33 protein-coding genes, 1 tRNA gene and 1 pseudogene are annotated in these 24,717 nt (G+C 34.8%); 20 read left to right on the forward strand and 15 right to left on the reverse strand.

The features are described 5' to 3' along the window. Positions 1-193: 193 nt before the first annotated feature. Positions 194-766: a PAS and helix-turn-helix domain-containing protein gene (locus BQ4443_RS08910; RefSeq protein WP_023950569.1), complete on the reverse strand. Its 573-nt coding sequence runs from the start codon at positions 764-766 to the stop codon at positions 194-196. Between the two features lie 37 nt (positions 767-803). Between BQ4443_RS08910 and BQ4443_RS08920 the strand changes: the two genes are divergently transcribed. From BQ4443_RS08920 to BQ4443_RS08925, 3 genes and pseudogenes are all read left to right on the forward strand, one after another. Continuing rightward, positions 804-1,918 (forward strand): IS3 family transposase gene (locus tag BQ4443_RS08920; protein WP_143000581.1). Its coding sequence is split into 2 segments (ribosomal slippage): positions 804-1,056 and positions 1,056-1,918, totalling 1,116 coding nucleotides; the frame shifts between segments, so codons are not numbered across the junction. 30 nt (positions 1,919-1,948) lie between these two features. Continuing rightward, positions 1,949-2,248 (forward strand): annotated as a pseudogene (locus tag BQ4443_RS12785) (nucleotidyl transferase AbiEii/AbiGii toxin family protein); the annotation flags it as partial. Positions 2,249-2,349: 101 nt separating this feature from the next. Then, a complete protein-coding gene (locus tag BQ4443_RS08925) occupies positions 2,350-2,532 on the forward strand; it encodes a hypothetical protein (protein WP_023953425.1) in 183 nt (60 codons plus the stop codon). Between the two features lie 59 nt (positions 2,533-2,591). On the opposite strand, the gene BQ4443_RS08930 is transcribed toward BQ4443_RS08925, so the two are convergent. Both BQ4443_RS08930 and BQ4443_RS08935 read right to left on the reverse strand, forming a co-directional pair. Next, the gene (locus BQ4443_RS08930) at positions 2,592-2,846 is read right to left on the reverse strand and encodes a Txe/YoeB family addiction module toxin (protein WP_023953423.1); all 255 of its coding nucleotides are present in this window, start codon (positions 2,844-2,846) and stop codon (positions 2,592-2,594) included. Then, complete coding sequence (locus BQ4443_RS08935; RefSeq protein WP_023953422.1) at positions 2,843-3,097, reverse strand: type II toxin-antitoxin system prevent-host-death family antitoxin; 255 nt, start codon at positions 3,095-3,097, stop codon at positions 2,843-2,845. Before BQ4443_RS08935 ends, BQ4443_RS08930 begins: the two co-directional genes overlap by 4 nt. Positions 3,098-3,827: 730 nt before the next feature. Here BQ4443_RS08935 and BQ4443_RS08940 point away from each other — a divergent pair. The 4 genes from BQ4443_RS08940 to BQ4443_RS08955 all read left to right on the forward strand — a co-directional run bounded on the left by BQ4443_RS08940 (position 3,828) and on the right by BQ4443_RS08955 (position 7,392). After that, complete coding sequence (locus tag BQ4443_RS08940) at positions 3,828-4,184, forward strand: hypothetical protein (protein ID WP_023953419.1); 357 nt, start codon at positions 3,828-3,830, stop codon at positions 4,182-4,184. 29 nt (positions 4,185-4,213) lie between these two features. Then, positions 4,214-4,393, forward strand: coding sequence for a hypothetical protein (locus tag BQ4443_RS08945; protein ID WP_071058600.1), 180 nt, complete (start codon positions 4,214-4,216; stop codon positions 4,391-4,393). Between the two features lie 160 nt (positions 4,394-4,553). Next, the gene (locus BQ4443_RS08950; protein ID WP_071058601.1) at positions 4,554-6,338 is read left to right on the forward strand and encodes an HsdM family class I SAM-dependent methyltransferase; all 1,785 of its coding nucleotides are present in this window, start codon (positions 4,554-4,556) and stop codon (positions 6,336-6,338) included. Further along, entirely contained in the window at positions 6,331-7,392 is a 1,062-nt protein-coding gene (locus BQ4443_RS08955; RefSeq protein WP_071058602.1) for a restriction endonuclease subunit S, read from the forward strand. Before BQ4443_RS08950 ends, BQ4443_RS08955 begins: the two co-directional genes overlap by 8 nt. Before the next feature lie 175 nt (positions 7,393-7,567). Here BQ4443_RS08955 and BQ4443_RS08960 read toward each other — a convergent pair whose 3' ends face one another. The 5 genes from BQ4443_RS08960 to BQ4443_RS08980 all read right to left on the reverse strand — a co-directional run bounded on the left by BQ4443_RS08960 (position 7,568) and on the right by BQ4443_RS08980 (position 9,664). Next, positions 7,568-7,813: a type II toxin-antitoxin system RelB/DinJ family antitoxin gene (locus BQ4443_RS08960; RefSeq protein WP_256330966.1), complete on the reverse strand. Its 246-nt coding sequence runs from the start codon at positions 7,811-7,813 to the stop codon at positions 7,568-7,570. Positions 7,814-7,944: 131 nt separating this feature from the next. Continuing rightward, positions 7,945-8,211: a type II toxin-antitoxin system RelE family toxin gene (locus BQ4443_RS08965; RefSeq protein WP_023953409.1), complete on the reverse strand. Its 267-nt coding sequence runs from the start codon at positions 8,209-8,211 to the stop codon at positions 7,945-7,947. Beyond that, a complete protein-coding gene (locus BQ4443_RS08970) occupies positions 8,201-8,443 on the reverse strand; it encodes a type II toxin-antitoxin system prevent-host-death family antitoxin (protein ID WP_023953407.1) in 243 nt (80 codons plus the stop codon). Before BQ4443_RS08970 ends, BQ4443_RS08965 begins: the two co-directional genes overlap by 11 nt. Before the next feature lie 282 nt (positions 8,444-8,725). Next, complete coding sequence (locus BQ4443_RS08975; protein WP_023953405.1) at positions 8,726-9,148, reverse strand: hypothetical protein; 423 nt, start codon at positions 9,146-9,148, stop codon at positions 8,726-8,728. A 99-nt stretch (positions 9,149-9,247) separates the two neighbouring features. After that, on the reverse strand, positions 9,248-9,664 hold the full coding sequence (locus BQ4443_RS08980) for a T6SS effector amidase Tae4 family protein (RefSeq protein WP_256330967.1): 417 nt from the start codon (positions 9,662-9,664) through the stop codon (positions 9,248-9,250). 686 nt (positions 9,665-10,350) lie between these two features. On the opposite strand from BQ4443_RS08980, the gene BQ4443_RS08985 reads away from it, so the two are divergent. The 4 genes from BQ4443_RS08985 to BQ4443_RS09000 all read left to right on the forward strand — a co-directional run bounded on the left by BQ4443_RS08985 (position 10,351) and on the right by BQ4443_RS09000 (position 11,889). Further along, positions 10,351-10,629: a type II toxin-antitoxin system RelE/ParE family toxin gene (locus BQ4443_RS08985; RefSeq protein ID WP_023948857.1), complete on the forward strand. Its 279-nt coding sequence runs from the start codon at positions 10,351-10,353 to the stop codon at positions 10,627-10,629. Positions 10,630-10,640: 11 nt separating this feature from the next. Then, entirely contained in the window at positions 10,641-10,943 is a 303-nt protein-coding gene (locus BQ4443_RS08990; protein WP_023948859.1) for a HigA family addiction module antitoxin, read from the forward strand. 410 nt (positions 10,944-11,353) lie between these two features. Continuing rightward, complete coding sequence (locus tag BQ4443_RS08995; RefSeq protein ID WP_218118042.1) at positions 11,354-11,572, forward strand: toxin HicA; 219 nt, start codon at positions 11,354-11,356, stop codon at positions 11,570-11,572. Next, the gene (locus BQ4443_RS09000; protein WP_023948863.1) at positions 11,572-11,889 is read left to right on the forward strand and encodes a type II toxin-antitoxin system HicB family antitoxin; all 318 of its coding nucleotides are present in this window, start codon (positions 11,572-11,574) and stop codon (positions 11,887-11,889) included. The genes BQ4443_RS08995 and BQ4443_RS09000 overlap by 1 nt, the downstream gene beginning before the upstream one ends. Positions 11,890-12,423: 534 nt before the next feature. On the opposite strand, the gene BQ4443_RS09005 is transcribed toward BQ4443_RS09000, so the two are convergent. Genes BQ4443_RS09005 through BQ4443_RS09015 form a run of 3 tightly spaced genes read right to left on the reverse strand, consistent with a single transcriptional unit; the run spans position 12,424 to position 14,659 of the window. Beyond that, positions 12,424-13,107 (reverse strand): DUF6710 family protein, encoded by a 684-nt coding sequence (locus BQ4443_RS09005; RefSeq protein ID WP_023952743.1) that lies wholly within the window; start codon positions 13,105-13,107, stop codon positions 12,424-12,426. Between the two features lie 58 nt (positions 13,108-13,165). Continuing rightward, positions 13,166-13,747, reverse strand: coding sequence for a hypothetical protein (locus BQ4443_RS09010; protein WP_023952745.1), 582 nt, complete (start codon positions 13,745-13,747; stop codon positions 13,166-13,168). Positions 13,748-13,762: 15 nt separating this feature from the next. Then, the gene (locus BQ4443_RS09015) at positions 13,763-14,659 is read right to left on the reverse strand and encodes a replication protein RepA (protein WP_083331901.1); all 897 of its coding nucleotides are present in this window, start codon (positions 14,657-14,659) and stop codon (positions 13,763-13,765) included. 256 nt (positions 14,660-14,915) lie between these two features. Here BQ4443_RS09015 and BQ4443_RS09020 point away from each other — a divergent pair, with 256 nt between their 5' ends. From BQ4443_RS09020 to BQ4443_RS09050, 7 genes are all read left to right on the forward strand, one after another. Then, positions 14,916-15,263: a hypothetical protein gene (locus BQ4443_RS09020; RefSeq protein WP_071058605.1), complete on the forward strand. Its 348-nt coding sequence runs from the start codon at positions 14,916-14,918 to the stop codon at positions 15,261-15,263. A gap of 499 nt (positions 15,264-15,762) precedes the next feature. Further along, entirely contained in the window at positions 15,763-16,056 is a 294-nt protein-coding gene (locus BQ4443_RS09025) for a nucleotidyltransferase family protein (RefSeq protein ID WP_071058606.1), read from the forward strand. A 49-nt stretch (positions 16,057-16,105) separates the two neighbouring features. Further along, positions 16,106-16,855: a Fic family protein gene (locus tag BQ4443_RS09030; protein ID WP_023952749.1), complete on the forward strand. Its 750-nt coding sequence runs from the start codon at positions 16,106-16,108 to the stop codon at positions 16,853-16,855. A gap of 58 nt (positions 16,856-16,913) precedes the next feature. Further along, a complete protein-coding gene (locus tag BQ4443_RS09035; protein ID WP_023952751.1) occupies positions 16,914-17,126 on the forward strand; it encodes a hypothetical protein in 213 nt (70 codons plus the stop codon). Further along, positions 17,104-17,730 (forward strand): ATPase, encoded by a 627-nt coding sequence (locus tag BQ4443_RS09040; RefSeq protein ID WP_023952753.1) that lies wholly within the window; start codon positions 17,104-17,106, stop codon positions 17,728-17,730. The genes BQ4443_RS09035 and BQ4443_RS09040 overlap by 23 nt, the downstream gene beginning before the upstream one ends. 51 nt (positions 17,731-17,781) lie before the next feature. Then, complete coding sequence (locus BQ4443_RS09045) at positions 17,782-18,111, forward strand: hypothetical protein (RefSeq protein ID WP_176752462.1); 330 nt, start codon at positions 17,782-17,784, stop codon at positions 18,109-18,111. Between the two features lie 145 nt (positions 18,112-18,256). Continuing rightward, a complete protein-coding gene (locus tag BQ4443_RS09050) occupies positions 18,257-19,291 on the forward strand; it encodes an IS481 family transposase (protein ID WP_071057811.1) in 1,035 nt (344 codons plus the stop codon). Positions 19,292-19,349: 58 nt separating this feature from the next. Here BQ4443_RS09050 and BQ4443_RS09055 read toward each other — a convergent pair whose 3' ends face one another. The 3 genes from BQ4443_RS09055 to BQ4443_RS09065 all read right to left on the reverse strand — a co-directional run bounded on the left by BQ4443_RS09055 (position 19,350) and on the right by BQ4443_RS09065 (position 21,997). Further along, the gene (locus tag BQ4443_RS09055) at positions 19,350-20,291 is read right to left on the reverse strand and encodes a tyrosine-type recombinase/integrase (protein WP_023952465.1); all 942 of its coding nucleotides are present in this window, start codon (positions 20,289-20,291) and stop codon (positions 19,350-19,352) included. A 197-nt stretch (positions 20,292-20,488) separates the two neighbouring features. Continuing rightward, a tRNA-Ser gene (locus tag BQ4443_RS09060) sits at positions 20,489-20,582 on the reverse strand. A 149-nt stretch (positions 20,583-20,731) separates the two neighbouring features. After that, the gene (locus BQ4443_RS09065) at positions 20,732-21,997 is read right to left on the reverse strand and encodes an aspartate kinase (protein ID WP_071058608.1); all 1,266 of its coding nucleotides are present in this window, start codon (positions 21,995-21,997) and stop codon (positions 20,732-20,734) included. A gap of 165 nt (positions 21,998-22,162) precedes the next feature. On the opposite strand from BQ4443_RS09065, the gene BQ4443_RS09070 reads away from it, so the two are divergent. Continuing rightward, positions 22,163-23,104 (forward strand): 2-hydroxyacid dehydrogenase, encoded by a 942-nt coding sequence (locus tag BQ4443_RS09070; protein WP_023952463.1) that lies wholly within the window; start codon positions 22,163-22,165, stop codon positions 23,102-23,104. On the opposite strand, the gene BQ4443_RS09075 is transcribed toward BQ4443_RS09070, so the two are convergent. Continuing rightward, on the reverse strand, positions 23,088-23,606 hold the full coding sequence (locus tag BQ4443_RS09075; protein ID WP_023952461.1) for a thermonuclease family protein: 519 nt from the start codon (positions 23,604-23,606) through the stop codon (positions 23,088-23,090). The genes BQ4443_RS09070 and BQ4443_RS09075 overlap by 17 nt on opposite strands. A gap of 214 nt (positions 23,607-23,820) precedes the next feature. On the opposite strand from BQ4443_RS09075, the gene mmsB reads away from it, so the two are divergent. Then, complete coding sequence (gene mmsB, locus BQ4443_RS09080) at positions 23,821-24,708, forward strand: 3-hydroxyisobutyrate dehydrogenase (protein WP_023952459.1); 888 nt, start codon at positions 23,821-23,823, stop codon at positions 24,706-24,708. Positions 24,709-24,717: the final 9 nt, after the last annotated feature.

A 24,717-nucleotide genomic window follows, 5' to 3' on the forward strand; every position in this document is an offset into this window, starting at 1 on the left:
GTGTCCATTTTTAATGAGGGTTAATTGGGACAATACACTCAGCGAAAGTGTAGTAAAGATAGTGTTTGTAGTGCATTTATAGTTAATGAACTATTTATTTTAACTCAGTTAAAATAGTTTTCTGAACTAAGCTGGAAGCGAGCTTGTGTATCAAAGGAAATAATCGGTTTTATAGTAATTTTTCCTGTATTTACTATGAGGTTTGAATAAATTTAGAAACTAATTCCTGAATATTTTTAGCATCTAATTTTTTCATGACTTTACTCCGGTGGATTTCTACAGTGCGAGGAGAAAGTCCGAGCTCATTAGCTATTTTTTTGCTTGTTAAGCCATTAGCCATATAAGAAGCAATCTCTTGTTCTCTCTTAGTAAGAATTTTTGCTTTGTTATGAGAAATTTTTGTAACTGTCCAGCTCACCAATTCAAAAGGATTCTCTTGATTTAATGTTCGACCAGTAAAGTTGACCCAAAAAACAGTCTGGTCTTTATGCAACATAAAGCGTTCGTCTTGGTAAACAGGATTTTTTTGTAATGCCTTTCCCCATACTTCCCCCTTTTTTTGGAAGTCTAAGTTGGTAGGATATAGTCGTAAAATGGACTGCCCCTTTAATTCATTTAAGTCATATCCGAAAAGCTCAGCAAATGCCAAATTATATTCAATAATAAAACGATTGCTAGTGATAAGTTGAGCGCTAGGAGAATATTTAAAGCCTAAATAAATCAGTTCTTCGGCAGAGTAAGAGGGGTAATCCTCCCACAAAACCATAGCAATTAGAAGTAGAATTTCTTATAAAGGAAATTCAATGAAAAGATCACGATATACCGACAGCCAAATCATGGCCATTCTTAAACAAGCCGAAGTTGGTACACCAGTGCCAGAGCTCTGCCGAGAGCATGGCATGAGCAGCGCTACTTTCTACAAGTGGCGTGCTAAATACGGTGGCATGGATGCCTCCATGATGTCTCGCCTTAAAGAGCTTGAAGCGGAGAATCAGCGCCTTAAAAAGATGTATGCCGAAGAACGTCTAAAGGCTGAGATTGCTCGCGAGGCGATTGAAAAAAAGTGGTAACGCCATCTCGACGCAAAGAGATGGCGCAACGCGCGGTCACGCAATTTAGAGCGAGTATACGAGTGGCATGCGAGGTATTTAGCATCAGCCAAAGCTGCTATTACTACCAGCCTAGACAAGCCGGTGAGAATGAGGTCATTGCTGACTGGTTGATTCGATTAACCACCGCTCAACGTAACTGGGGCTTTGGCCTATGTTTCCTGTATTTACGTAATATTAAGGGCTTTAAATGGAACCACAAACGAGTCTATCGAATCTACCGCGAGCTCGAGTTAAACTTGCATATCAAACCTAAGAAACGAATTATACGTGAGCGTCCTGAGGCGCTCGGTGCAACCACTGCGATCAACCAAGTATGGTCAATGGACTTTATGCATGACCAACTGGCTGACGGTCGCTGCTTGCGTCTCTTTAACGTGATTGATGACTTTAACCGTGAGGGTTTGGGCATAGAGGTGGACTTCTCTTTGCCTGCAGAGCGAGTCACGAGAGTGCTGGATCAAATCATCGAGTGGCGAGGCAAGCCTGCGTGCTTACGGTGTGATAATGGGCCGGAATACATTAGTAAAACACTCCTAGAGTGGGCAGCTAAGCGGCATATCACGTTGATTCACACTCAGCCCGGTAATCCACAACAAAACGCGTATGTCGAGCGCTATAATCGGACGGTACGTTATGACTGGTTAACCCAGAATCTCTTCGAGAGTTTAGAAGAAGTTCAGCACGGAGCGACTGCTTGGCTCTGGACTTACAATAACGAACGCCCCAACATGGCATTAGGTGGCATCACACCGAGGCAAAAATTACATCAACATACATTAAATAATTCTACTGCCAACTGCTATTAAAAATGGGGTGATTACCGAGGGACTGCTCTTTATTTAGGTTACAATCTAAATAGATTTTCAGAAGATTTGGATTTTGATTCTCCAAAGAAAATAAATCTGATTAATAGAATAAAAAATGCTAACAGTTTGGATATTTCTATTCAAAACATAAATCTAAAAAAAGATACGGATACTGTTAGTAGATATATTATTTATTATCATGTTCCATCTCTGAATCATAAGGATTCGTTAAAACTAGAAATTTCATATAGAAATCCTCCAAAAAGAACTGATATTCAAATTAAAAATAATATTTCTATGTTTACTATAACCAAGCTTATTGATAATTAGCAGGATTTGATGGTGAAAACATAAGAAGTAAGGGTAGAGATTTATTTGATTTACATTTTTTAGCTAAAAATTACACTGATTATTTTACCTATGAACAAGCTGTGAGATTAGAAAAGTATTCTGAGGATATAGCTAACCTAGTGATTCGATATGCAGAAGATATTAAAAATGATCCTTTATTAAGTCACGTAATGGATGTTGAAATAGTTTCATTAAAGTTAAATCAGATGGCTACTGAAATGGTAAATCAATATATAGATAAAGATTTTTCGATAGATTTTTAATATTATCTCATCAAACAATAAGAGCCAGCTCCGAAAGGGGCTGGCTTTTTTTATGTCTATTAATAATGATAGCGACAAGAAATAATAAAAAGGGTATCGTCTTTAATCTCATATACTAAACGATGCTCTTCTGTAATTCTTCTTGACCATAAGCCTGAAAGATTAAATTTAAGTGGCTCTGGCTTCCCAATACCTTCAAAAGGGGTACGATGGATTTCTTTGATAAGTTTATTAATTCGCTTTAATGTCTGTTTATCAGTCTCTTGCCAATTAATATAGTCATCCCATGCCGAGGAAGTAAAAAGGGTTTTCAATCCTCTAACTCCTTAAATACTACAGTACGCCCTTGTTGTAATTCTTTAATAGAGTCTAGTAAATGTTTTACATTTGCTGGAGATCGCAAAAGGTATGCCGTCTCTTCTAATGAATTAAATAGTGCCTCTGACATGAGAACACAATTATCACCATTAGTACGGGTAATGAGTACGCTTTCGTGATTATCCACTACAGTTTGCATTTGATCAGCAAGGTGTTGTCTAGCTTGGCTATAAGTAATGGCTCGCATAATTTTCTCCTAAAATTTAATTGTACAACATATTGTACAACTTTGGAATAGCGATAGCGTTTCCAGTTATGCTGGAATAAAAATAGCCCAAAGGGCGTTTCTGCGATAGCAGAATTTCTTTTTTGCTTGCAAAAACAGGTGGCTGGCGATCGTAAAAGCGTCCACTTTTAACGGCGACAGCCTATCCTGCATCTAGCTATTTTTAGGCTTTTTCTCCCTGATTTTACCGTTTTTGCTTCGTATTTTTTGTTTTTGAGGGTTGTTTCATCAATTTTAGGTAAATTTAGATTATTAAAAAGGTTATTTATAAGTTATAAATAGGTTATAAATAGTATATTATGGTTATGTTATTGGTTTATATGTTATAAAATAGTTAACAAATAGTTCATAATAAAGGTTATTTATAGGTTATAGAAATTGTTATTTTTTAGGTTATTTATTGGTATAAAATTGGTAAATACTGGTAAATTTTAGAAAGTAACCATTGTCTGAAAAGAAGGATAATGAGTTGGCAATAGGTTTTTATAAATGTGGTGATATTTTTTAGGTAAATTTAGATTATTAAAAAGGTTATTTATAAGTTATACATAGGTTATAAATAGTATATTATGGTTATGTTATTGGTTTATATGTTATAAAATAGTTAACAAATAGTTCATAATAAAGGTTATTTATAGGTTATAGAAAATTTATTTTTTAGGTTATTTATTGGTATAAAATTGGTGAACAAATGAACGTAAAAGAATTTATAGAACAAGCAAAATCAAAAACATCCCATAAGGGTAAACTCACTCCGTGGAAGGCTGAAATTTCCGAATTAAGAGAGGCTGGAATGACTTATAAGCAGATTCAAGAGTTTTTAAGTATCCATAAAGTAAATGTCTCATTAAAATCAATCACTGTATTTTGTAAGAAGCATTTTACTAATACGAAAATTGAAAAATCTCAAACACAACCTCGTCAAGCAGGACTAGAATCAACTAGCAAACATCAACAAGCCAACCCTCAAGCAGCTACAGAGCGTAAAAAGAGCAACTATGTACCGCCACCGTGGGCTGGTGATGCAGATATAGATGATATCATTTAGTTTATTTTGCTTATGACACATACCAAGAAATGAATTCTGATTATTATTTGCTGAATAAAGTAGCAGATATTAAAATTAAAAATGAGGAAGAGTTTATTAAAGAACTCTACCAATTAAAAACTATAGTAAAAGATAAGCAATACTTTATCAACACATTAGAAATTTGGAAAAAGCACGGAACGGCTATACCAGATGACCTTTTTAATTAAAGTACTCTCATTGTTACATTTTAAATAGTTGATTTTTGAAATTAACTCTTGACTTAGGCTTAAGGAAAACACATGCTTTTACAGACAGACAGACAGACAGACAGACAGACAGACAGTGTAATGCTATCGCTATTAACCCTGCAAGTTATTGGGGGTTGATGTGATCCATTTTAGAACAGAAGACGAAGTACGAGATGATGCCAAAACCATTTTGGGTTTTAACAAAAAAGAAAAAGGTATCAAACAAGGGGCAGGACAAATTACCACCTTTAATCAGCTAGGCTTTAAAGGCATTAGCGATAAACCAGACGGCTGGTATTTGTCCGATAATGTCAATGATGTTGCTATTATTCTTGAAACAAAGGCCGAAGATAAGGATATTGGTAAACAAGTATTTATTGATGAATTATTTAAAAATATCGATATTATTAGCACTAAATACAAAAAAAACATTGGTATTCTCTACAATGGCAATGATGTGGCGGTATATAAAAACAAAACCCTGATTGCGACTGCCAAAACCTTACAAAACAAGCAATACTATATAGATCTATTCAAAGACAATCACATAGATAAAAACAGAATCTATGCACTAACTAAAAAAATCAATGATTTACTACATTTCAAATTTGGTATTAAAAATCTGTATCATCGTATGATTTTTACGGCTTCGGCATTAGTGGTTGAACGCTTTGGCGGTAATTTGGAAGCGATTAAAAACAACGGCTATGCACCATTCCAAAACAAAATTTACAACACGCTTGCCAAATCATTAGAAGAGCATAAACAACAAAATCTTAAAATTGGGATTTTGCTTGAAGTGTATAGCGAAATCAAAATGAATATCGTAGAAAATCAAGACGACATCAATACCTTTATTGATTGCGTGATTGATATTTCCCATTCCGTTAATTCAGATAACTGGAATGGCGAAGATGTCATGGGGATTTTCTTTAACGAATTTAACCGCTATAAGAAAAAATCTGAAAGCGGACAAGTCTTTACCCCTGAACATATTACCTCGTTTATGTACGATTTAATCGGTGTTAGCCATAATGACAGAGTGCTTGATGCGACCTGCGGAAGTGGCGGTTTTCTTGTCAAGGCAATGGCGAATATGATCAAAGAAGTGGGCGGTATCAATACCCAAGAAGCCGAAAATATCAAGAAAAATCAGCTTTTTGGCATTGAATTTGACCGAGAAATTTTCGCCCTTGCCTGTGCCAATATGCTGATTCACAAAGACGGCAAAACCAACCTAGAACAGCTAGACGCACGAGAAAAAGCAGCCTGCGAATGGATAAAAGCCAAAAATATCAGCAAAGTGCTGATGAACCCTCCGTATGAACGCAAATACGGCTGTAAGCAAATTGTAGAAAATGTACTCAATAATGTGCCAAATGGGACAAAATGTGCCTTTATCCTGCCTGATAAAAAGCTAGAAAAAGACAAAATGGGCGGACTGCTGAAAAAACACACGCTAGAAAGCATTATTAAGCTGCCTGAAAACCTATTTGATGCAGGGGTTACTACCAGTATTTTTATCTTTGAAACAGGCAAACCCCAAAATAACCGCAAAATCTTCGCTTGCTATATGGAAGATGACGGCTTGGAGCGTGTGAAAAATCAAGGACGGCACGATATTAAAAACCGTTGGGGCGAGATTGAACGCTATTGGCTTGAAGTGGTATTGACCAAAACCGATGCAAAATACCAAACGCACCAATGGCTAGACCCAAACGAATGTTTGTCGTATCAAAAACCACAGCAAGCATTTGAAATTTTTGAAGAAGATTTTAAAAAAGTGATTTTGGACTATATCCTGTTTGAAGACGGTGTAGATGTGAAAACTTTTAACGACAACCTGCTTAATAAAGTGTTGTATCAATCCGAGATTGAAAACGATAAGTTGGTATTAAATCTACAAAGGGATAGTAATGAATAAATTAGATATTTCGGGTTGGAAAGAGTTTGTTATTGGCGAATTGTTTGAGATTAAACGCCCTGAAAGCAGAAGTATTAAACAATATGAAGATGGTTCTGTACCATTTGTATCATCAGGCAATTTTAATAACGGCATTGATAAATTTGTAACGCCATTGGCTGATGAAGTTTTGGATAAAGGAAATTGTATAACCATTAGCCCTGTTGATGGAAGTTGTTTTTATCAAGCGGTAGATTTTCTTGGCCGTGGTGGTGGTGGTAGTTCAATTATTTTGTTATATAACGATAATATGAATGAAAAAAACGGCATATTTATAAGTGTGATTTTAAGAAAAACTTTAAGCAAACTTTATGAATATAACGATATGGGGAGTTCTAATTCAATTAGGCAAGAAAAGATAAAACTACCCATTACCGCAAGCGATGAACCCGACTGGGAATATATGGAAAACTACGTCAAAGCCTTATATTCGAGAGAGAGAGAGGGTATCTCTGCTGTTGCAAGCTATGTAGAACAAGCAACAGAAAAAAGGGTTAATATAGCGAAATGGGGCGTGTTTGCCATTGGTGAGTTGTTTATAACTGAGTCTTTTAAAAATAAACGACAAGTGCCAACAGGTGCGTTGATTGCACGCAAAGATTTAACCGATGGTGATGTACCAAGAATTACCGTTACCAATCTTAATAACGGAATTGTTGGATATTACAAAAATATCCAATCAGATAATTACCGAGTATATGAAAATTTTATCTCTGTCTCTTTTCTTGGAACGATTTTTTACCACCCATATCAAGCCAGCCTTGATATGAAAGTTCATTGCTTAAAGTTAAAAGACACAGAGTTAAACCACAATATTGCCTTATTTTTGATTAGTGTTATTAAAAAGCAAATGAGTTATTTTGCTTATAATGACCAACTTTCAAGCACGGTATTGCCAGAATTATCGCTATTTTTACCCATAACCGCCAACAATACCCCCGACTGGGAATATATGGAAAACTACGTTAAAGACTTATACTCTATAGAAAAAGAGAGAATCTATACTATTGCATAGTAGGTAGAAAAGTGGTCTAAGAAAGTAATAAAGCTAAATCTCATGCTAAGGTAGATATGGACTTCTTAAAAATGAAGTTGTATAGATACTAAGCAATCATTAAAAATTCATAAGAAATAAAGGCTTAGTCATGTTTTAGGAGTAGTTATCCACAAAATCTGTGGATAATCAGAGGTTATAAGTCATCCAACGTTACCTCAATTGCTTTTTCAGGATTCGCTAAACGATAACGAACTATTTGTAATAGCTCAGCCTCATCATCTGAAATGACTGTTTGCTGAATAGGTAAACGCTTATTATCCGCAATGTATTGAAAATAAAGACGCACGGCTTCGGTAGGGCTAATCTTTAAATGTTCTAATGCTTGATATGCTGACTGCTTTAACTTATCATCAAGTCGAATACTAAGAGTTGCCATCATATGCTCCTTTTTAGTTTTAAATACAATAATTATATTGTAATGCTATATTGCATTACAAACAAGTTGAATTAAAAAACTAAAAACTTAAATTCTATTTTTTGAAAAATAAGAAATAAAGGCTTAGTCATATTTTATCGTTTATAGATAGAATCTCGTCTATTAACGCTGATGACTTTAACGATTACTTGATCATCAATGACTTCATAAAGCAGTCTAAAACCAATAGATTTTAGTTTTATTTTATATCGATATCCAGTATATCCAGATAGTCTATTTTTAGGAATATGCGGATTTTCTAATACTTCAATTAGTTTTTTTTTAAATAAAGAAGCAACACTGTTATCGAGTTTTTTCCATTCCTTTAAGCCTTGTTCTGTGAAAAATAATTTATAAGTCATCAATGGAAACCTGAATTAATTTGTCATCTTTTCGTCTCTCTGCAATCATATTTAGCTCCATATCCTCTAATTGAATCATCATTCTTTCAAAATAATCTGCTGGAATAAGATAAGCTTCTGGTTTATTGTGATTGAGTACAGCTATTGGAGCATCCACCGTAGCTAGTATAGAGGCGTAATTGCGTTTTAATTCGGTTACGCTAATGGACTGTTCAGCATAGATAGAGTTCATAAAATAACCTCATATTTAGTATTTAATTATGCTCTAATTTTAACATACAATTAGATGTTTTAAAGGGTACAACAAAAAATATAATAGAAAAAATGCAGAATGAACCTGCTAATATTAGGTTTTCTGAATTAAAAAAGGTTTGTACTGAATTCTTTGGTAATCCTCGTTTGAACTGGTATGAATTTTCTGGACACCAAGGAGTCCAAAATTTCCATACCAGTTCAAGATTTTGCATTAAAAAAAACCGCCTGAAAAAAGCGGTTAAGTTTGATTAACGCTATATTAATTTGGTTTTTTACCTAATCGACTATATTTTTTGCTTAACTCTCGAATTAACGCTTGAACATTAGGTTGATGAATAACATCAAAACAATAAGCAATTGGTAATTCCAAATCTCCCGTAGGTGAAGCCTCATAGCGAATAACATACGCTGTGGTATTAGCAATTGCCTTGTCAACTGTTTCACTCAACGGTATCAACACTTCTTCAGGATTAAACTCACTATTCCCTTCCATAAGTGAATTTGCCCAAGCTTCCCCTGTCTTCTTCAAATAGGAGTCTTTCTGTTCAGCAAGGCAAGAGGCATTAGCAAAAGCATTTAGTGCTTGAATAAGCTCTTGTTGAGCAATAGCTCCTCCCTTAGGTTGTGCCCAGACACTTAAAGGGAGACTCAAAATTAGCGTGATGATAGTTTTTTTTAACATGATTTTTCCCTAGTTAAACTCAAAAAATATGCTTTTTTGAGTGCGTATTGAAGGATTGTCCAAGTTGATATAACGTGAAAAATCATCATGACTCGGCTCTCAATAAGTCTGACCATTAAATAGGGCTATATGACCAGTAGCATTTCTCCAGTTTACTTTGAACACAATAATACCACGCTTACCTTTGATCTCACTGTCAAATGGTATAGTTGTATCAGGTTTACTAGATTTTCCAAGTCTTTTTGCAAGATACTTTCCTAGTTCTTCTACGTTATAAATAATATGAGAACCATCAGCTGTCTTTAACGTGCGAGCACCAACTGAGGCTGCAACAGCCGCATTAATTGGCCAACCACCTCGATTGAAGGCAATACTCAATCGACTGGCACAAGTGTTACCGTTTGCACCAAAACCTTTTGCATAGATATTTCTTTCTGCTTGTCCACCCTGCCAAGTAAATAAATCCTTCATCGTTGGATATTTCATATGATCTGGAAACTCATTCCAGATTCTCATAAAATTAGGTTTACTCATGCCATTCCTCCTAAAAAACTAGATAGACGTTACTAGTGTAATCGCTAATGTATTTCAGTATTATTTTATTGAGTAAGAATAATTATTATTTACATTTAGTATTTAATGATCACCGAAATTACTAATTCAGCATTGACGTAGGACAACAAAAGCTTGTAAACAATCGTTACTTAATTTTTGATGCGTTACTGATACCCTTTCTATAAATTTACTTAAAAATTCAATAGCAAGGTTAAAAATTGGCTTAGCGAACATATTTAAAAAACTTTAACGCATCAATTTATTTAAATAAAAACTAAATTTTTAAAAAATATTAATTCAAAAAAAAATAATAATAATAAATATTGAAAGCGAAGTAACCAACTTTCCTTTCTGATAAACCTATGTCTTGCAATACGTCTTGCAATATGTCTTGCCGAGCAAATGTTATATTTTAAGCTTTTGATTTTTTTAGTAAAATTTGAGTTTTCCAAAATTTTTGCGGGAGTGATTTCACGTAAAAGCGGGAGTGATTTCACGTGGATTTAATATTTTTAAGTTGCTGATTTAAGTCTGAAAATTTACTAAATATGCTATTAAATTTGACTAGGATTTATTTGATTTTTAATATTAAATAGTATATAGTGTATAGTGTATAGTGTATAGCAACGATGCACATTATTTAAACTATGATTAAATCTTTTAAACACAAAGGATTACAAAAGTTTTTTGATACAGGTTCTATAAAAGGAATTAATGCCAAGCATGCTGTACGATTAAAAACACAACTTCAAATCCTTAATATAATGAAAAATATAGAAGATGCCAATGTTCCTAGTTGGAACCTGCATTCTTTGAGTGGTGAATCAAAAGATCATTGGTCATTAAAGGTTAATGGTAACTGGAGAATTACTTTTAAATTTGATGGTGAAGATGTGTATATTGTTGATTATCAGGACTATCACTAGGAGTTTTTAAAATGGCTAGAATGTATGATCCACCTCATCCCGGATTGCTTCTTAAAGAATATTTAGAAAATCTTACTGTGACAGAGGTTGCTAAGGGATTAGGGGTTACTCGTTCTGCGTTATCACGGATTGTTAATGGAAAGACTGGTATTTCCCCTGAAATGGCTCTTAGGTTAGAAGAGGCATTTGGAGCAACGAAAGCAGAAACATGGCTTAAAATGCAACTTGATTATGATTTGTGGCAAGCGGAGCAGAAACATAATAAATCTATAGTGCGACCTTTTCACAATACATTGTTACCTACTATGACGTAACAGCTTTTCTTGTCCAAATTTAAAAAACTAAATTAAACCACCTAAAGCGGTTATAAGGCGTTAGTATGAATAGGTATGTAGCCTCAAAATTATCTGTTTAATAATCTTAAAAAACTCAACCAATATTTGCTATTACTCTAAAATAAGCCTTCTATTCAATTTTTGATGTGTTACTGATACCTTTTAATACCTTAGCTTAAAAATTCAATAGCAAGGCTATAAATGCTTTTAATGAACAGATTTTAAATAAATTTCAACGCATTAAAATTCAGAAAACTAATTATTTTTAAGAATGAGATTAATTTTAGATAATTAATTATATTGCTTTATGGTATCAATAATGATACCATTTTAGGTATTATATAGTTATTAACTATCTCATGGGTACAACAAAAAAGATAATAGAAAAAATGCAGAATGAACCTGCTAATATTAGGTTTTCTGAATTAAAAAGGGTTTGTACTGAATTCTTTGGTAATCCTCGTTCAAGTGGATCAAGTCACCTGATTTTTAAAACACCTTGGCAAGGCAATCCGAGAATTAATATTCAGAATGACAATGGTAAGGCTAAAATCTATCAAGTTAAGCAAGTCTTACTAGCATTGATAAAATTAGGAGTTATTAAGTAATGGAACACTATACTTACAGAATTTCATGGTCAGTAGAAGATCAAGAATATGTTGGTCTGTGTGCTGAGTTTCCATCGTTATCTTGGTTGGCAAAAACTCCATCTGACGCACTAACTGGTATTATGACAGTAGTCAATGAAGTTGTTCAAGATATGAAAGCCAATAATGAATCAATACCTGAAGCGATTGCCGATCGAAATTATAGTGGCGAATTTAGAATACGTATTCCACCAATGGTACATCGTAATCTTGCTATTGCGGCTGCTGAGCAAGGCGTTAGTATGAATAGGTATGTAGCCTCAAAATTATCTGTTTAATAATCTTAAAAAAACTCAACCAATATTTGCTATTACTCTAAAATAAGCCCTCTATTCAATTTTAAATCCAATTTTAAACCCCTTTCCTATAAATTCACTTAAAAAATTCAATAGTGAGGCTATAAATGCTTTTAATGAACAGATTTTAAATAAATTTCAACGCATTAATTCAATTAAAAACTAAAAACTTAAATTCTATTTTTTTTTGAAAAAATTTCTAATTCAAGCATTCAATAAAAATCACGTATTTTTTTTATGAAGAAGAAGGTGGCTCTCTATTGAATAAAAGTGACTTAATAATAAAGATAAAAAGTAAATGAATAACTAAAAAAAAGAAAACATATTAAATTAAAAAAAAAGAATACTTCCTCTTCATAAATATATTGTCTTGTATACTGTCTTGCCGAGCAAATGTTACATTTTAATTTTTTGATTTTTTTAATAAAATTTGAGTTTTCCAAAATTTTTGCGGGAGTGATTTCACGTAAAAGCGGGAGTGATTTCACGTGGATTTAATATTTTTAAGTTGCTGATTTAAGTCTGAAAATCTACGGGATAAAAGCATTTATAGGCTTCCCAAACCCAACCAAATTCTTTATACCGAGGTTGACCTAATACGTTACCATTTTCATTTTTTAACCAATATCTACCATCAAAAGTGATTTTGGGCAATAAATTATGTACATCAATTACCGAGCTTGGTTGAATAACTCCATTTCCTTTTAAAATACCTTGAGCTATAGAATGATTTCCGTTAGTGACAAAGCCTATTCTAAACGGTAGTAATAGTGTTACTAGGTGATTAGTACTTTGCTCAAAGTTATTTTGAGTATCTTGAATGAGTGCTAATGAAGAAATTAGGCTAGAAGGATGCCATGTAGTAGGAAAAACAATATCACGCCTTAAATGCAGAACACCATGTAAGTCTTTGTGATAAGCGTGTAAGGTAGTATCGGGTAAGCAGAAGGGGAAGAAGTCACTTACTTCAATAGCTTTAATTGCAAAATGGGGTTGTACAGTATAACTATGAGCAATATGTTTGCATTGTATAGGTTTTAAAATGATACGTATTAAATCTTCTAAGGCATGGTGCCGTTTAGGCTCTTTCTTATAGTAGGATGATGCTTTCTGAACGTGTGCCATAAAGCTATGGAAGGCTTGTTCTTCATTTTGATTATGTGAGGATAATTGATCCCATATATTTTTTAAAATAGACATAAGGCTATACTAAACATTTAAGATAGCTTTAAGTATATTATTTTTGAGAGTTTTATAGCTATAAATGAATAAACCTTTCTATTTCTTGCGATAGAAACCACAAATGATCTTGAACCCAAGGGAGTTGTTCAAATAAGTTTGTCTTACTCGCAATTAATAGTGGAATTTGATACAAAGAAACCTTTAGGCTATTTAATTCATTAATATCTAAAACAATAGATTTTTTAACAAAGCCATAAGTAGCTAACTTTTTATCTAGCTTTCTTGAGGGTAAAGTTAGTTGTTGGATGGTGAATTTATTGTGAAAATGGAGAAAGTTACGTAATATACCGTCATTTACTGTTTGTTCAAAGTGTTTTTCTAAATTAAGTATAGAATTATTTTGATGATAGGTTTTCTCTAAAATAGTAAATTGAGAAATGTAATTGAATAAAACTATTTTCTGAAAAAATATATCAAGGCGGAGCATTGTGCCATATACCCAAGGATCACTATCAAATAGTGATGTATGCTTATTAAGCTCTTCTGTCACCTCACGAACTAAATCTAAAGACTTGAGTCCTCTGAGGTTATTAGGCATATAATGTGTTAACTGCTGGATATGAATATAATCAAGCAATTTCAATAATTCTTTAATCATTTTATATACATCTAATTATTTGATTAATTTAGCCCCACCAACCGTTAAAAATTGGCTATCTGCTGAAATAATGTGATTAAGTTCAGGATAATGTTCAGATACTGCTTTTGTCGCTTTAAGAAAGAATTTTTTAAAATCACGTAATCCTTGTTGCTGTTTTTTGATGAGAACATCAGCTGGTAGTTCAATATTTAGATAATCTGATCCGTAATTAGAACCAAATTGAGCTTGTAAATCCGCCCAGCTAATCTTTACAGGGTGACCTCCGTGAGTATATACAAGATAGGTTCGGTATGCTAACCACGTATACACATCCATTGCTAAGGGTGATTTACGGATTGCATGAAGCACGTTTAAATCAAGAGGTACTGGATTACTCACAACATCCTCAAAAAACTCTTGTGATAGTTTAAATTGAGTTTCCCATGCTCCAGCATGGGGCGTCCAGAACTCAAAGCCTTCACTGGCTAAAATTAAATTTTTAAAGCCACGGATTTTCTTATCTGCAAAATCTAGCCTAAAAAGACTGGATAGCAACCGATTACTTTGTTCTTTTAACGCAGAGATATAACGTCCATCGTTCTGTAAGTCTAATTTTTTAAGAAATTCTGTCTGGTTTGTGCCTAAATGTAATACAGGATTTTGGGTCTTTACTGCTTCCGTGCATATCCACGCAAGCAATAGGCGTGGATACATTCCGTAAGGTAATCCATTTTTTTTGTGAGCTTGGACTGAAAAAGTAATCAATCCACTTGTACGTTCAAAATAGTCCGTATCAAGGTTGGAATGAGGCAAACCTATTTGTGCTAATGAACGAGACATAAAGCCTAGCTCTAAGCTATCAATTTTTTGAGTCAACTCAGCACGTTCAGCTTGGATACGAGCAATTTCTGCTTTAGATAATCTAGCCATTTTCTTTTACCTTTTCAAAAAATGTTACGAGAGCTTTGTATGTTGAGAACTTGACTTGAGTCCGTTTTCCATTTTTTATTAATGAAACAGAAGGTTGTGATAGCTCCGTTGCAGTAGCATATCAATTGCTTTTTGTAATTCTCTGTTCATTTCATAAATAAAAATATAAACAATAAATTAAAGTTTAGAATATTCTAAACATAATATCAAGAAAATACTAAACCAATTATTATTAAAAATTGTGTTTAATTAACGAATGGATAAAAGATATGTTATTCGCAGGGAAAACCTACGACGATTAATAGATAAATTAGCTAACGGTATTGATGCTCAATTTGCTGAAAAATACGGGTACACTCGTTCACGTATAGGACAGTTTTTGTCTGAAAATTATAATAATGGTAAAAGTATAGGTGATCGAGCTGCTAGGACATTGGAGAAAGCTTTAGATTTAGAGCCCTTGACTCTGGATCAAGAAATAGGTCATATACCTATAACAAGTTGGCCATTTTCTATTACATATGAACAATATATGAGCTTATCTGAACAAGATAAAAAAGAATTAGATGTTCTTATGTCTTTAAAGTTTAATACTAAAAAATAGAGATTTAAAAACAACACAAATCATATAATTTAGTTTTTTTCTAAATTAACGTCAAGAAAATCATTGACGTATTGTTTTAGTTTTTACTAAACTTTGAACTATGGAGCATTGCTCTATAGTTCTTTAAAAATTTAACTACATAAAACCGCTGGACGTAAGTGGTTTGGTGTCATATTGACTTTAGTTGATGTGATGCAAAGGTGTAAAGTCGGGTAGCCTTAATGAAATAACCGCACTGTAAACAGTGGAGCTGATTAATATCCGCTTCGACCACAGGATTGACGAATCCGCACGCTATGAAAGTAATGAACGTGAATATTCATGTGATGAAATGACTAGAACCCCAAAGGGGATTAAAAACTAGTGAAACATCAATAATCTTCTGATAGATCGGATAACAGACGGTCGAAAAGCCACTGCTAGCAAATGACTAAGCAGTGGGCTTTGGTAAGTATTCTTGTTAAGTTATAATGAGAATGCAGATTAAAGCGAAGGTAATATGAAACCCTCAGAAATTCTTAAAAATCATAGAAATGATATTAAACGAATTATTCTAGCTAATAATGGCTTATCCCCTAGAATTTTTGGATCAGTAGCTCGTGGAGAAGATACGGAAGATAGTGATCTTGATATTATTATTATCTATCCAACTCCTCATCTAAGCTACTTAGATATTGGGACTATGATGTACGAGTTACAGGAACAGTTTGGCTTAAAAGTAGATATTGCCACACCACGTGGATTGCCTGAAAAGTTCAGGCAGAAAGTACTTGAGATGCCGGTGGAATTATGAAAAAAGCAGCTTTTCAATTTTTTAGAATTTAGCGAAGGTAGGGAAAAATATGGTCAAAACACTTGATCCTGTATGGGCAATTGAACATCCCTCATTATTAAAAGACTTACGGTTACGCTATATCTATCATACGAATGCGATAGAAGGTAATTCTCTTTCATTGATTGAAACAAAGATTATTATTTCTGATGGTATTACTGTTGGAGGTAAAAAGCTTTCTGAGCATTTGGAAGCGATTAATCAGGCTCAAGCATTACAATTTTTAGAGAACGCCGTAAAGCAACATGAGCCATTATCTCAATATTTTATTCGTGAGTTGCATTATTATGTATTGAATCATGACGAAGAAAATAGAGGAGTTTACAGAACATCGTCGGTATTTATTGAGGGGTCTGAAACCACAACAGCGTTACCGTCCATGATTCCCTCAAGATTGGATGGCATTTTAAAGGATTTTGGTAAAAATAAAGAAACATTAGGGTTGATTCCTGCGGTTGCTCGTTTTCATGCTGATTTTGAAGAAATACATCCTTTTGTTGATGGAAATGGTCGAACAGGACGATTATTAATGAATTTGGAGTTATTAAAAGGCGGTTATCCAATTACGATTATAGAGAAAGATGACCGTCCTGAATATTACCGTACATTAGAAATTGCTCAGACTGGTAATAGGAATATAGAACCTTTAACAAGGTTTATTGAATATTCCATTAATAAAACAATCTCATTCATTGAAAAAAGAATTGATAGCTATTTATCACAACAGCAAGAACCACCAGAACCTGAGTTGGAGATGTAGTCTCATATAATAAGCTGGTAGGTTATACTAGAATATAGATTAAAGCTAAGGAGTTGATATGACAACAGGCGTTTCTCAACAATTTTATGAACGTGTTACTAAAAATCCAGTAAATATCGTTAAACGATTACTGAGTCAGGGTAAGAAAGCGTACTACTCTATTGGAGGAGTGAATATTGTAGAGTATCCTGATGGAACACGATTTAGAGTAGAAATAGTCAATGGAGATATAGTAGAAAAAGAGCCTTATGGAAAGAGAGAAAAAAGCTAAATTTATCATTCTGGCTGGTGTAAATGGTTCAGGGAAGAGTACTTTATTTAACCTTTATTTAGAAGAAGAACATTTTATATTTATCAATGCGGATAATATTGCTAAAACGTTAAATAATAAGGATAGTGCAGCCGCATCAATTCTGGCTGGTAGGTTGGCTTTAGAAAAAATAAAAGAGGCTGTTAAAAATAAACAATCTTTTATTTTTGAAACTACACTCACAAGCAAACAATCCTTGAATTTAATGAAACAGGTCAAAGAAAATGGCTTTGAGGTCACTCTTAATTATGTTTATCTTGATAGTATTGATCTTTCAAAAATTCGGGTGGCTCATAGAGTGCAACAAGGAGGACATAATATTCAAGAAGATGTTCTAGAACGCCGTTATGATAAAAGCATAAGTAATTTATCAAAAGCAATGTTACTAGCAGATAATATTTATATTTTTGATAATAGCTTAGACTCTCATGCACTTATCTATGCTTATGAATACGGTTCTATTCGTGAGAGAGTAGCTGACAATATATTGCCTGAAAAAATTAAAGATATATTAAATGAATTTGAGAAATCACTAAATCCTCCAGAACCTGAGCTGGAGATGTAATTTTATTATTAAACACTTAACCGCCTTAAATGGCGGTTTTTTATTGGGAGTGTGAAAGAAATGATTAGTACACTAGATTTATCAAAGAGAGCAATCTCTGCTTTAAATGATCGTAGTCTTGAGTTTAAGGCTACACACTATACAGAATACTCAGAAAGGGTCTTTATTGGGAATGAAGAAGTAACTGAGCTTTTTAAGGTTAATTGGTACGGTGACATCATGGTAGGAAGCCCAGAAGAACTGAAGCAAAAACTTCATTCAGGCAAAGAATTACACATACAATATAAACGTAGTAATGAATTAGCCCCTGAAAATTCTTATGATTTAACCTTAGTTTTCTTGAAAACTAAGGGAAAGTGGTCTTTGAGTAAGCAGCTGTAGGGGGGTATATGGAAATGGAAAACATGCTATTAAGAGGGATGATATGTAGAAGTTCAGACCAAATCTGACAAATGAGTTGCAAAAAAGAGAGTTTCCCGTTTGAATAAGAGGTGCGAATCTTTTAAACAAACAAAAGGAAACTCTCATGTTACATACTACCAATAATGTGATTAAACATAAAGCAGGACTGCTTAATTTAGCAGAGCAATTAAAAAATGTGTCGCAAGCATGCAAAATTATGGGCGTATCGAGGGATACATTTTATCGCTATAAAGAATTGGTTGAAGAAGGCGGTATAGAGGCACTCATTGATCGTAATAGACGGGTGCCTAACCTTAAAAATAGAGTGGACGAAGCCACTGAGTTAGCGGTGATAGAGATGGCGATTCATTATCCTGCCTATGGTCAACTAAGAATTAGCAATGAGTTGCGTAAACAGGGAATATTTGTATCACCTAGTGGTGTTCGTTCCGTTTGGTTGCGGCACAACTTGGAGAACTTTACCAAACGTCTAAACGCCTTAGAGGCGAAAGTACAGCAAGAAGGAATTATTCTGAATGAGCAACAAATACAAGCTCTTGAACGCAAGAAAGATGAAGAGCAAGCCATGGGTGAGATTGAAACCGCGCATCCTGGCTATTTGGGTTCACAAGATACCTTTTATGTGGGGCATTTAAAAGGGGTAGGACGTATTTATCAGCAAACATATGTCGATACTTACAGTAAAGTAGCGCATTGTAAGCTATACACCTCTAAAACCCCTATTACTTCTGCAGACTTACTTAATGATCGTGTATTACCTTTTTATGCAGAGCATGATTTACCTGTATTACGCATTCTGACAGATAGAGGAACAGAGTTCTGCGGTAAGGTAGAGCATCATGATTATGAGCTTTATCTAGTTATTAATGAAATTGAGCATACAAAGACTAAGGCTCGATCACCTCAAACCAATGGTATTTGCGAGCGCTTCCATAAGACCATTTTGCAGGAGTTTTATCAAGTAACGTTCCGCAAAAAACTCTATGCTGATTTAGATAGTTTGCAAAAAGACCTAGACGAATGGCTTGATTTCTATAATAATGAACGAACTCATCAAGGAAAGATGTGCTGTGGGCGAACACCCATAGAAACATTGATTGATGGTAAACAGATTTGGAACAGCAAAAAGCTGAGCTAAATCTAATCTGACAGACACCGCTTGTCAAACGGGGAACTGTCAGATGAAGTCTGAACTTCTACATATTATTACTCATGTGATGTTGTCGTCCTAGATCATCAGGGAATAAATAAGGTGTATTCGCACTAAGTGTTTGTAATTGCTTTAATAATTGAATGGATTGGGTTGATAACGGAACAATATGTTTTCTCCGCATTTTCATCCGTTCCGCAGGAATTACCCATATTTCTTTATCAAAATCTATTTCTTCCCATTCTGCTTTAATTAACTCGGATGTTCTAACAAAGGTGAGTAACATGAGTTTTAATGCAATAACAGTAATCTCACTTCCGTAATAGTTATGAATATCTAAAAGAAGTTTTGCTAAATCTTTTTCTTCGATTCGTGCGTGATGCCGTCTTTTCCTGCTAGGCAAAAAATCTTTCGGAGTAATATCGCTAATGGGATTATGAGTAATAAGTCCATCTAAATAAGCAAACTTCATGATACTTTTGACTTTTTGCATGTTGCGTTTAGCAACTTCCAATGCACCACTAGCTCTCATGGCTTTAAAACATGTAATAAAGTCCGCTAATAAAATACGACTAATAGGTTTTTTCCCAAAAAAAGGAAAGACAAAAGTTTCTAAGCGTGTCCATGTTTGCTGGGTTGTTTTAGGGTGTTTGTCGTGTGACCACTGTTTAAACCATTGCATAGCTACATCCTCAAAAGTTTGTTGTTCAGCCTTTTGAAGTAGTTTTTCTTGTTTTCGTTGTTCTAATGGGCAAATACCTTGTGCAAGAAGATCTTTAATTTCAGCTTGTTGTCGTCTTGCTTGAGCAAGAGACAGGGTGGGGTAACTTCCTAGTGAAATGGTTTTTCGTTTAAGATGGTAACTATAATCTAGTCGCCAATGCTTTGAGCCTGATGGTGTAATAAAAAGATATAAGCCTTTACTATCAGTAAGCTTGTAATTTTTAGTACGGGGTTTTGAGTTATTGATTTCTTTTACGGTTAACATAATTTACGGTATTTCCTTGTTTAAAAAGTAGGAATTATTAAAATACCGTAAAAAAATACCGTAAAAAACAGTTGTATATATAACTATATAAGCAACACAAAGAACATTCAAAAATGAAAAATTCAAAAAAAACCCATAAAAATCATAAGTTTATATGGGTTTCTTACGTTGCTTAGTTATTCTAAGCATAAATTCTCTGGCGGAAACGGAGGGATTCGAACCCTCGATGCAGGTTTAAGCCCACATGCTTCCTTAGCAGGGAAGTGCCTTCAGCCTCTCGGCCACGTTTCCAGAGAAAGATTGATTATAGCAGTACTTTAAATAAAAAATCAATACTTAAGAAAAAAAATTACTTTTTTTGCGTAAAATTTACCTAAAACAGCATATTAATAAAAAATAATTGTATATGTTGTCTCAAGTTTAAGTAAACAATCACTCCATTACTCAGCTTGTACTTTCTCTTTATCTAAACCAAAGGCTTTATGCAAAGCACGTACAGCCAATTCCATATATTTATCTTCGATAGCAACAGAAGTTTTGATCTCACTAGTACTAATCATTTGGATATTCACGCCTTCTTCAGATAAGGTGCGGAACATTTTACTTGCAACACCAGCGTGAGAGTGCATGCCGATACCGACAATAGACACTTTGGCGATTTTTTCATCAGAGATAACTTGACGAGCACCAACGGCAGGTACTACAGTCGTATTGATAACTTCAATAGCACGTTTGAAATCATTACGATTAACGGTAAATGAGAAGTCTGTTGTTCCATCCACAGATTGGTTTTGGATAATCATATCCACGTCAATGTTGGCTTGAGCGATAGGGTCAAGAATGTTGAAAGCAACCCCCGGTTTATCAGGTACACCTAACACAGTAATTTTTGCTTCATCGCGACTAAACGCAATACCAGAGACAACAGCAGCTTCCATTTTTGAATTTTCCTCAAGAGTAATTAGGGTGCCTGAATTTTTTTCAACTTCAAGGTCAATATTAGGGTCGGTTAGTGATGAGAGTACACGTAGGGGAACTCGGTATTTGCCTGCAAACTCAACAGAGCGAATTTGTAGAACTTTAGAGCCTAAAGAGGCCATTTCGAGCATCTCTTCAAATGAAATAACAGATAAACGGCGAGCATCTGGCTCAACACGAGGGTCTGTTGTATATACACCATCCACGTCAGTATAGATTAAGCATTCATCTGCTTGGATAGCTGCAGCAATTGCTACGGCTGATGTATCAGATCCACCACGTCCAAGAGTTGTAATATTGCCTTCATCATCTACACCTTGGAAGCCTGTCACGACGACTACTTTACCTAAAGCTAAGTCTTTTTTGATACGATCACCGTCAATAGAGGTAATGCGTGCTTTGGTATAGGATTTGTCTGTTTTAATCGGTAACTGCCAACCAGTATAACTACGTGCTGATACGCCTAGTGTTTGTAATGCAATAGCTAATAAAGCACTACTGGCTTGTTCGCCTGTAGAGGCAAGCATATCTAATTCACGACGATCAGCTAACTCATTAATTTCTTTTGCTAAGCCGAGTAAACGGTTGGTTTCCCCAGACATGGCAGATGGAACTACGACGACTTGGTGACCAGCAGCGTGCCACTTAGCGACACGTTTGGCAACATTTTGGATGCGTTCGATAGAACCCATAGAGGTTCCACCATATTTATGGACGATTAAGGACATCTTTTTTAACGTACAGAAAGGAGTAAAAATTAACCTATTATTCTACTATTGTTTTAGATAAATAAGTCAAAAAAATGAAATATTTCAAGCTAAATCAATGGTTTTGTGTTATTTTTGCGGTACAGCTATATATATTTCGTCGATTAAGCTTATAAAGGAGGTAATATGTCACAAAAAAATGTTCTTGTTCTCAATAGTCCACATGAAAAAATTAAGCAATATTTAGAGCAACATTATCAGGTGATATATGTCAATGATTTAGCAGGCCTTACCGAACAATTAGCACAAATAGGCGCATCCATCCAAATAGTTATCAGCAGTGCTTATGTTGGGTTGAAAAAAGAATGGATTGATCTAATGCCAAACTTAGAAGTGGTATGTAATTTTGGGGTAGGGTATGACAGTACGGATATTCAAGCACTAAAAGCACGAGGTATTCCATTTAGTAATACACCTGAAGTACTTAATGATGCTGTTGCTGATACAGCTATGGCATTGCTATTAGCACTAGTGCGCCAAGTATGCCAAGCAGATACATTTGTACGTAATGGTTTATGGGAAAAGGGAAGTTTTACATTAACTCCTAATGTATCAGGCAAAAAAGTGGGTATTGTTGGTTTGGGTAGTATTGGTAAAGTGATTGCAAAACGCTTAAGTGGGTTTGATTGTGAAATTGCCTACCATAATCGTCGTCAGCGTGATGATGTTGATTTTGTTTATAAGGCATCTGTGATTGAGTTAGCACAATGGTCAGACTTTTTGATTATTGCGACCGTGGGTGGTCCAGATACCCGTCATCTAATCAATCACGATGTATTGGTAGCCTTAGGGCGAGAGGGATATCTGATTAATATTGCTAGAGGCTCAGTGATTGACCAAGAAGCATTGATTCAAGCGTTACAAAACAATACTATTGCTGGCGCAGGCTTGGATGTTTTTGATAATGAACCATTTGTACCAGAAAGTTTGAAACAATTAAAGAATGTCGTCTTGATGCCTCATGTGGGTAGTGGTTCGATTGAAGCACGAGACCAAATGGCACAATTAGTGATTGATAATTTAGAGAATTTTTATCAAAAAGGCGATGTGATTACCAAGGTAGTGTAAACCAAGATTTTCTATTTTTTTCACGCTGATTTTTACGAAAGGTTTCTGGGTAAATAGCAAGATCGCCGTCTAACCATAAACCTTTTTTTTCAGCCTTAGCTAGTGCTTCTGCTTCAAGATAATAATGATGTTTAAGGTATTTACGATAAGCCCACGCATAGCCTTCACGTACCATAAATAAGTTAATATTTTCGTTATTTAAATAAATATTACCAATATAACGGTGATAACGATCTTTACCGATGATTTCAATATTAACGGTCTGTTGAATGATTTTATCCCTAAGTGTTTGACGACTTTTTTGTCCAAAAGCTTGCCCCTTTTCTGGTGCATCTATTTCGTTTAAACGAATTTTATATGTCGTGCGATTTTCCAAGCAGGTAATCGTATCCCCATCAGCGACATTAACAACACGGCAGAGTAGCCAAGGATAAGTTTTTGCCAGTAATTCACTAGGGGTCGAAAATAGGATAAAAAGTGTGATGAAGATAAAACGAAGCATTACTTAGAAAGCAGCAAGGAGTAAAAAAGGGATTAAGATACTCTCTATTATAGTAATTATTGTGGAAATGATTAAACTAAAAGCGAAGAAACATAGCACTTTTCCTAATAGCCGAAATAATCAAATGATGTAAAAATATCCCAAAAGTGACATTCTTTTGATGCGTATTATTTTAAGGTAAGCGTATAAATACAATTTATTCTAGGAGACAATAATGAAAATTGGCTTTATCGGTTTAGGTAATATGGGTGGGCCTATGGCGCTCAATTTACTAAAAGCAGGTCATGAAGTGTCTGTATTTGATTTAGTCCCAGCATTGGTTCAAAAGCTAACGGAAGCGGGGGCAAAAGCGTTTGCTAGTCCAGCTGATTTGGCTGCACAAGAGATTGATGTATTAGTGACCATGCTCCCAGCGTCTGCACATGTACGCTCGGTATATTTGGGTGAGCAAGGTATTTTATCAACTGTTAAGCCTGAGGTATTATTAGTCGATTCATCAACGATTGATCCGCAAACAGCACGTGATGTGTCAGCAGCAGCGGCTAAACAAGGTAACTTGATGGTGGATGCCCCAGTGTCAGGTGGTACAGGAGGAGCGCAAGCGGGGACGTTAACGTTTATGGTTGGTGGTACGGAAGCTGCTTATGAGCGGGCAAAATCTGTCTTACAAAACATGGGTAAGAATATTGTTTATTGCGGGGGTACAGGAAACGGTCAGGTGGCTAAAATTGCTAATAATATGCTGTTAGGTATTAGTATGGTAGGTGCTGCTGAAGCGATGAATTTGGGCGTTTCATTAGGTATGGATGCCAAGATTCTTGCCGGTATTATTAACACTTCTTCTGGCCGTTGTTGGAGTACAGAAGTAAATAATCCGTATCCAGGAGTGGTTGAAACAGCACCTGCTTCTAGAGATTATGTGGGTGGTTTTGGGACAGATTTAATGTTAAAAGATTTAGGTCTTGCTACAGAGGCAGCAAAGTCTGTCAAAGCGCCAGTAACGATGGGTGCTACAGCGCAGCAACTTTATCAAACGTTTAGCAATTTAGGTTATGGTGGTTTAGACTTTTCAGCGATTATTAAAATGCTGTCTAAACAATAAAAGAGGTAG

This window comes from Pelistega sp. MC2 (assembly GCF_900099475.1).
GTDB lineage: Bacteria > Pseudomonadota > Gammaproteobacteria > Burkholderiales > Burkholderiaceae_B > Taylorella > Taylorella indica.

Excerpts from the sequence above, each read along its gene's own strand:
- BQ4443_RS08970 (WP_023953407.1), bottom strand. The coding sequence starts at position 8,443 with ATGAACTCTATCTATGCTGAACAGTCCATTAGCGTAACCGAATTAAAA.
- BQ4443_RS09040 (WP_023952753.1), top strand. The coding sequence starts at position 17,104 with ATGGAAAGAGAGAAAAAAGCTAAATTTATCATTCTGGCTGGTGTAAAT.
- mmsB (WP_023952459.1), top strand. The coding sequence starts at position 23,821 with ATGAAAATTGGCTTTATCGGTTTAGGTAATATGGGTGGGCCTATGGCG.
- BQ4443_RS09005 (WP_023952743.1), bottom strand. The coding sequence starts at position 13,107 with ATGTCTATTTTAAAAAATATATGGGATCAATTATCCTCACATAATCAA.
- BQ4443_RS08975 (WP_023953405.1), bottom strand. The coding sequence starts at position 9,148 with ATGTTAAAAAAAACTATCATCACGCTAATTTTGAGTCTCCCTTTAAGT.
- BQ4443_RS08940 (WP_023953419.1), top strand. The coding sequence starts at position 3,828 with ATGAACGTAAAAGAATTTATAGAACAAGCAAAATCAAAAACATCCCAT.
- BQ4443_RS09055 (WP_023952465.1), bottom strand. The coding sequence starts at position 20,291 with ATGTTAACCGTAAAAGAAATCAATAACTCAAAACCCCGTACTAAAAAT.
- BQ4443_RS09065 (WP_071058608.1), bottom strand. The coding sequence starts at position 21,997 with ATGTCCTTAATCGTCCATAAATATGGTGGAACCTCTATGGGTTCTATC.
- BQ4443_RS09025 (WP_071058606.1), top strand. The coding sequence starts at position 15,763 with ATGAAACCCTCAGAAATTCTTAAAAATCATAGAAATGATATTAAACGA.
- BQ4443_RS08910 (WP_023950569.1), bottom strand. The coding sequence starts at position 766 with ATGGTTTTGTGGGAGGATTACCCCTCTTACTCTGCCGAAGAACTGATT.
- BQ4443_RS08935 (WP_023953422.1), bottom strand. The coding sequence starts at position 3,097 with ATGCGAGCCATTACTTATAGCCAAGCTAGACAACACCTTGCTGATCAA.
- BQ4443_RS09020 (WP_071058605.1), top strand. The coding sequence starts at position 14,916 with ATGGATAAAAGATATGTTATTCGCAGGGAAAACCTACGACGATTAATA.
- BQ4443_RS08990 (WP_023948859.1), top strand. The coding sequence starts at position 10,641 with ATGGCTAGAATGTATGATCCACCTCATCCCGGATTGCTTCTTAAAGAA.
- BQ4443_RS08995 (WP_218118042.1), top strand. The coding sequence starts at position 11,354 with ATGCAGAATGAACCTGCTAATATTAGGTTTTCTGAATTAAAAAGGGTT.
- BQ4443_RS09035 (WP_023952751.1), top strand. The coding sequence starts at position 16,914 with ATGACAACAGGCGTTTCTCAACAATTTTATGAACGTGTTACTAAAAAT.
- BQ4443_RS09070 (WP_023952463.1), top strand. The coding sequence starts at position 22,163 with ATGTCACAAAAAAATGTTCTTGTTCTCAATAGTCCACATGAAAAAATT.
- BQ4443_RS09030 (WP_023952749.1), top strand. The coding sequence starts at position 16,106 with ATGGTCAAAACACTTGATCCTGTATGGGCAATTGAACATCCCTCATTA.
- BQ4443_RS09075 (WP_023952461.1), bottom strand. The coding sequence starts at position 23,606 with ATGCTTCGTTTTATCTTCATCACACTTTTTATCCTATTTTCGACCCCT.
- BQ4443_RS08955 (WP_071058602.1), top strand. The coding sequence starts at position 6,331 with ATGAATAAATTAGATATTTCGGGTTGGAAAGAGTTTGTTATTGGCGAA.
- BQ4443_RS08985 (WP_023948857.1), top strand. The coding sequence starts at position 10,351 with ATGATTAAATCTTTTAAACACAAAGGATTACAAAAGTTTTTTGATACA.
- BQ4443_RS09000 (WP_023948863.1), top strand. The coding sequence starts at position 11,572 with ATGGAACACTATACTTACAGAATTTCATGGTCAGTAGAAGATCAAGAA.
- BQ4443_RS09010 (WP_023952745.1), bottom strand. The coding sequence starts at position 13,747 with ATGATTAAAGAATTATTGAAATTGCTTGATTATATTCATATCCAGCAG.
- BQ4443_RS08945 (WP_071058600.1), top strand. The coding sequence starts at position 4,214 with ATGAATTCTGATTATTATTTGCTGAATAAAGTAGCAGATATTAAAATT.
- BQ4443_RS08980 (WP_256330967.1), bottom strand. The coding sequence starts at position 9,664 with ATGAGAATCTGGAATGAGTTTCCAGATCATATGAAATATCCAACGATG.
- BQ4443_RS08965 (WP_023953409.1), bottom strand. The coding sequence starts at position 8,211 with ATGACTTATAAATTATTTTTCACAGAACAAGGCTTAAAGGAATGGAAA.
- BQ4443_RS09050 (WP_071057811.1), top strand. The coding sequence starts at position 18,257 with ATGTTACATACTACCAATAATGTGATTAAACATAAAGCAGGACTGCTT.
- BQ4443_RS09015 (WP_083331901.1), bottom strand. The coding sequence starts at position 14,659 with ATGGCTAGATTATCTAAAGCAGAAATTGCTCGTATCCAAGCTGAACGT.
- BQ4443_RS08960 (WP_256330966.1), bottom strand. The coding sequence starts at position 7,813 with ATGATGGCAACTCTTAGTATTCGACTTGATGATAAGTTAAAGCAGTCA.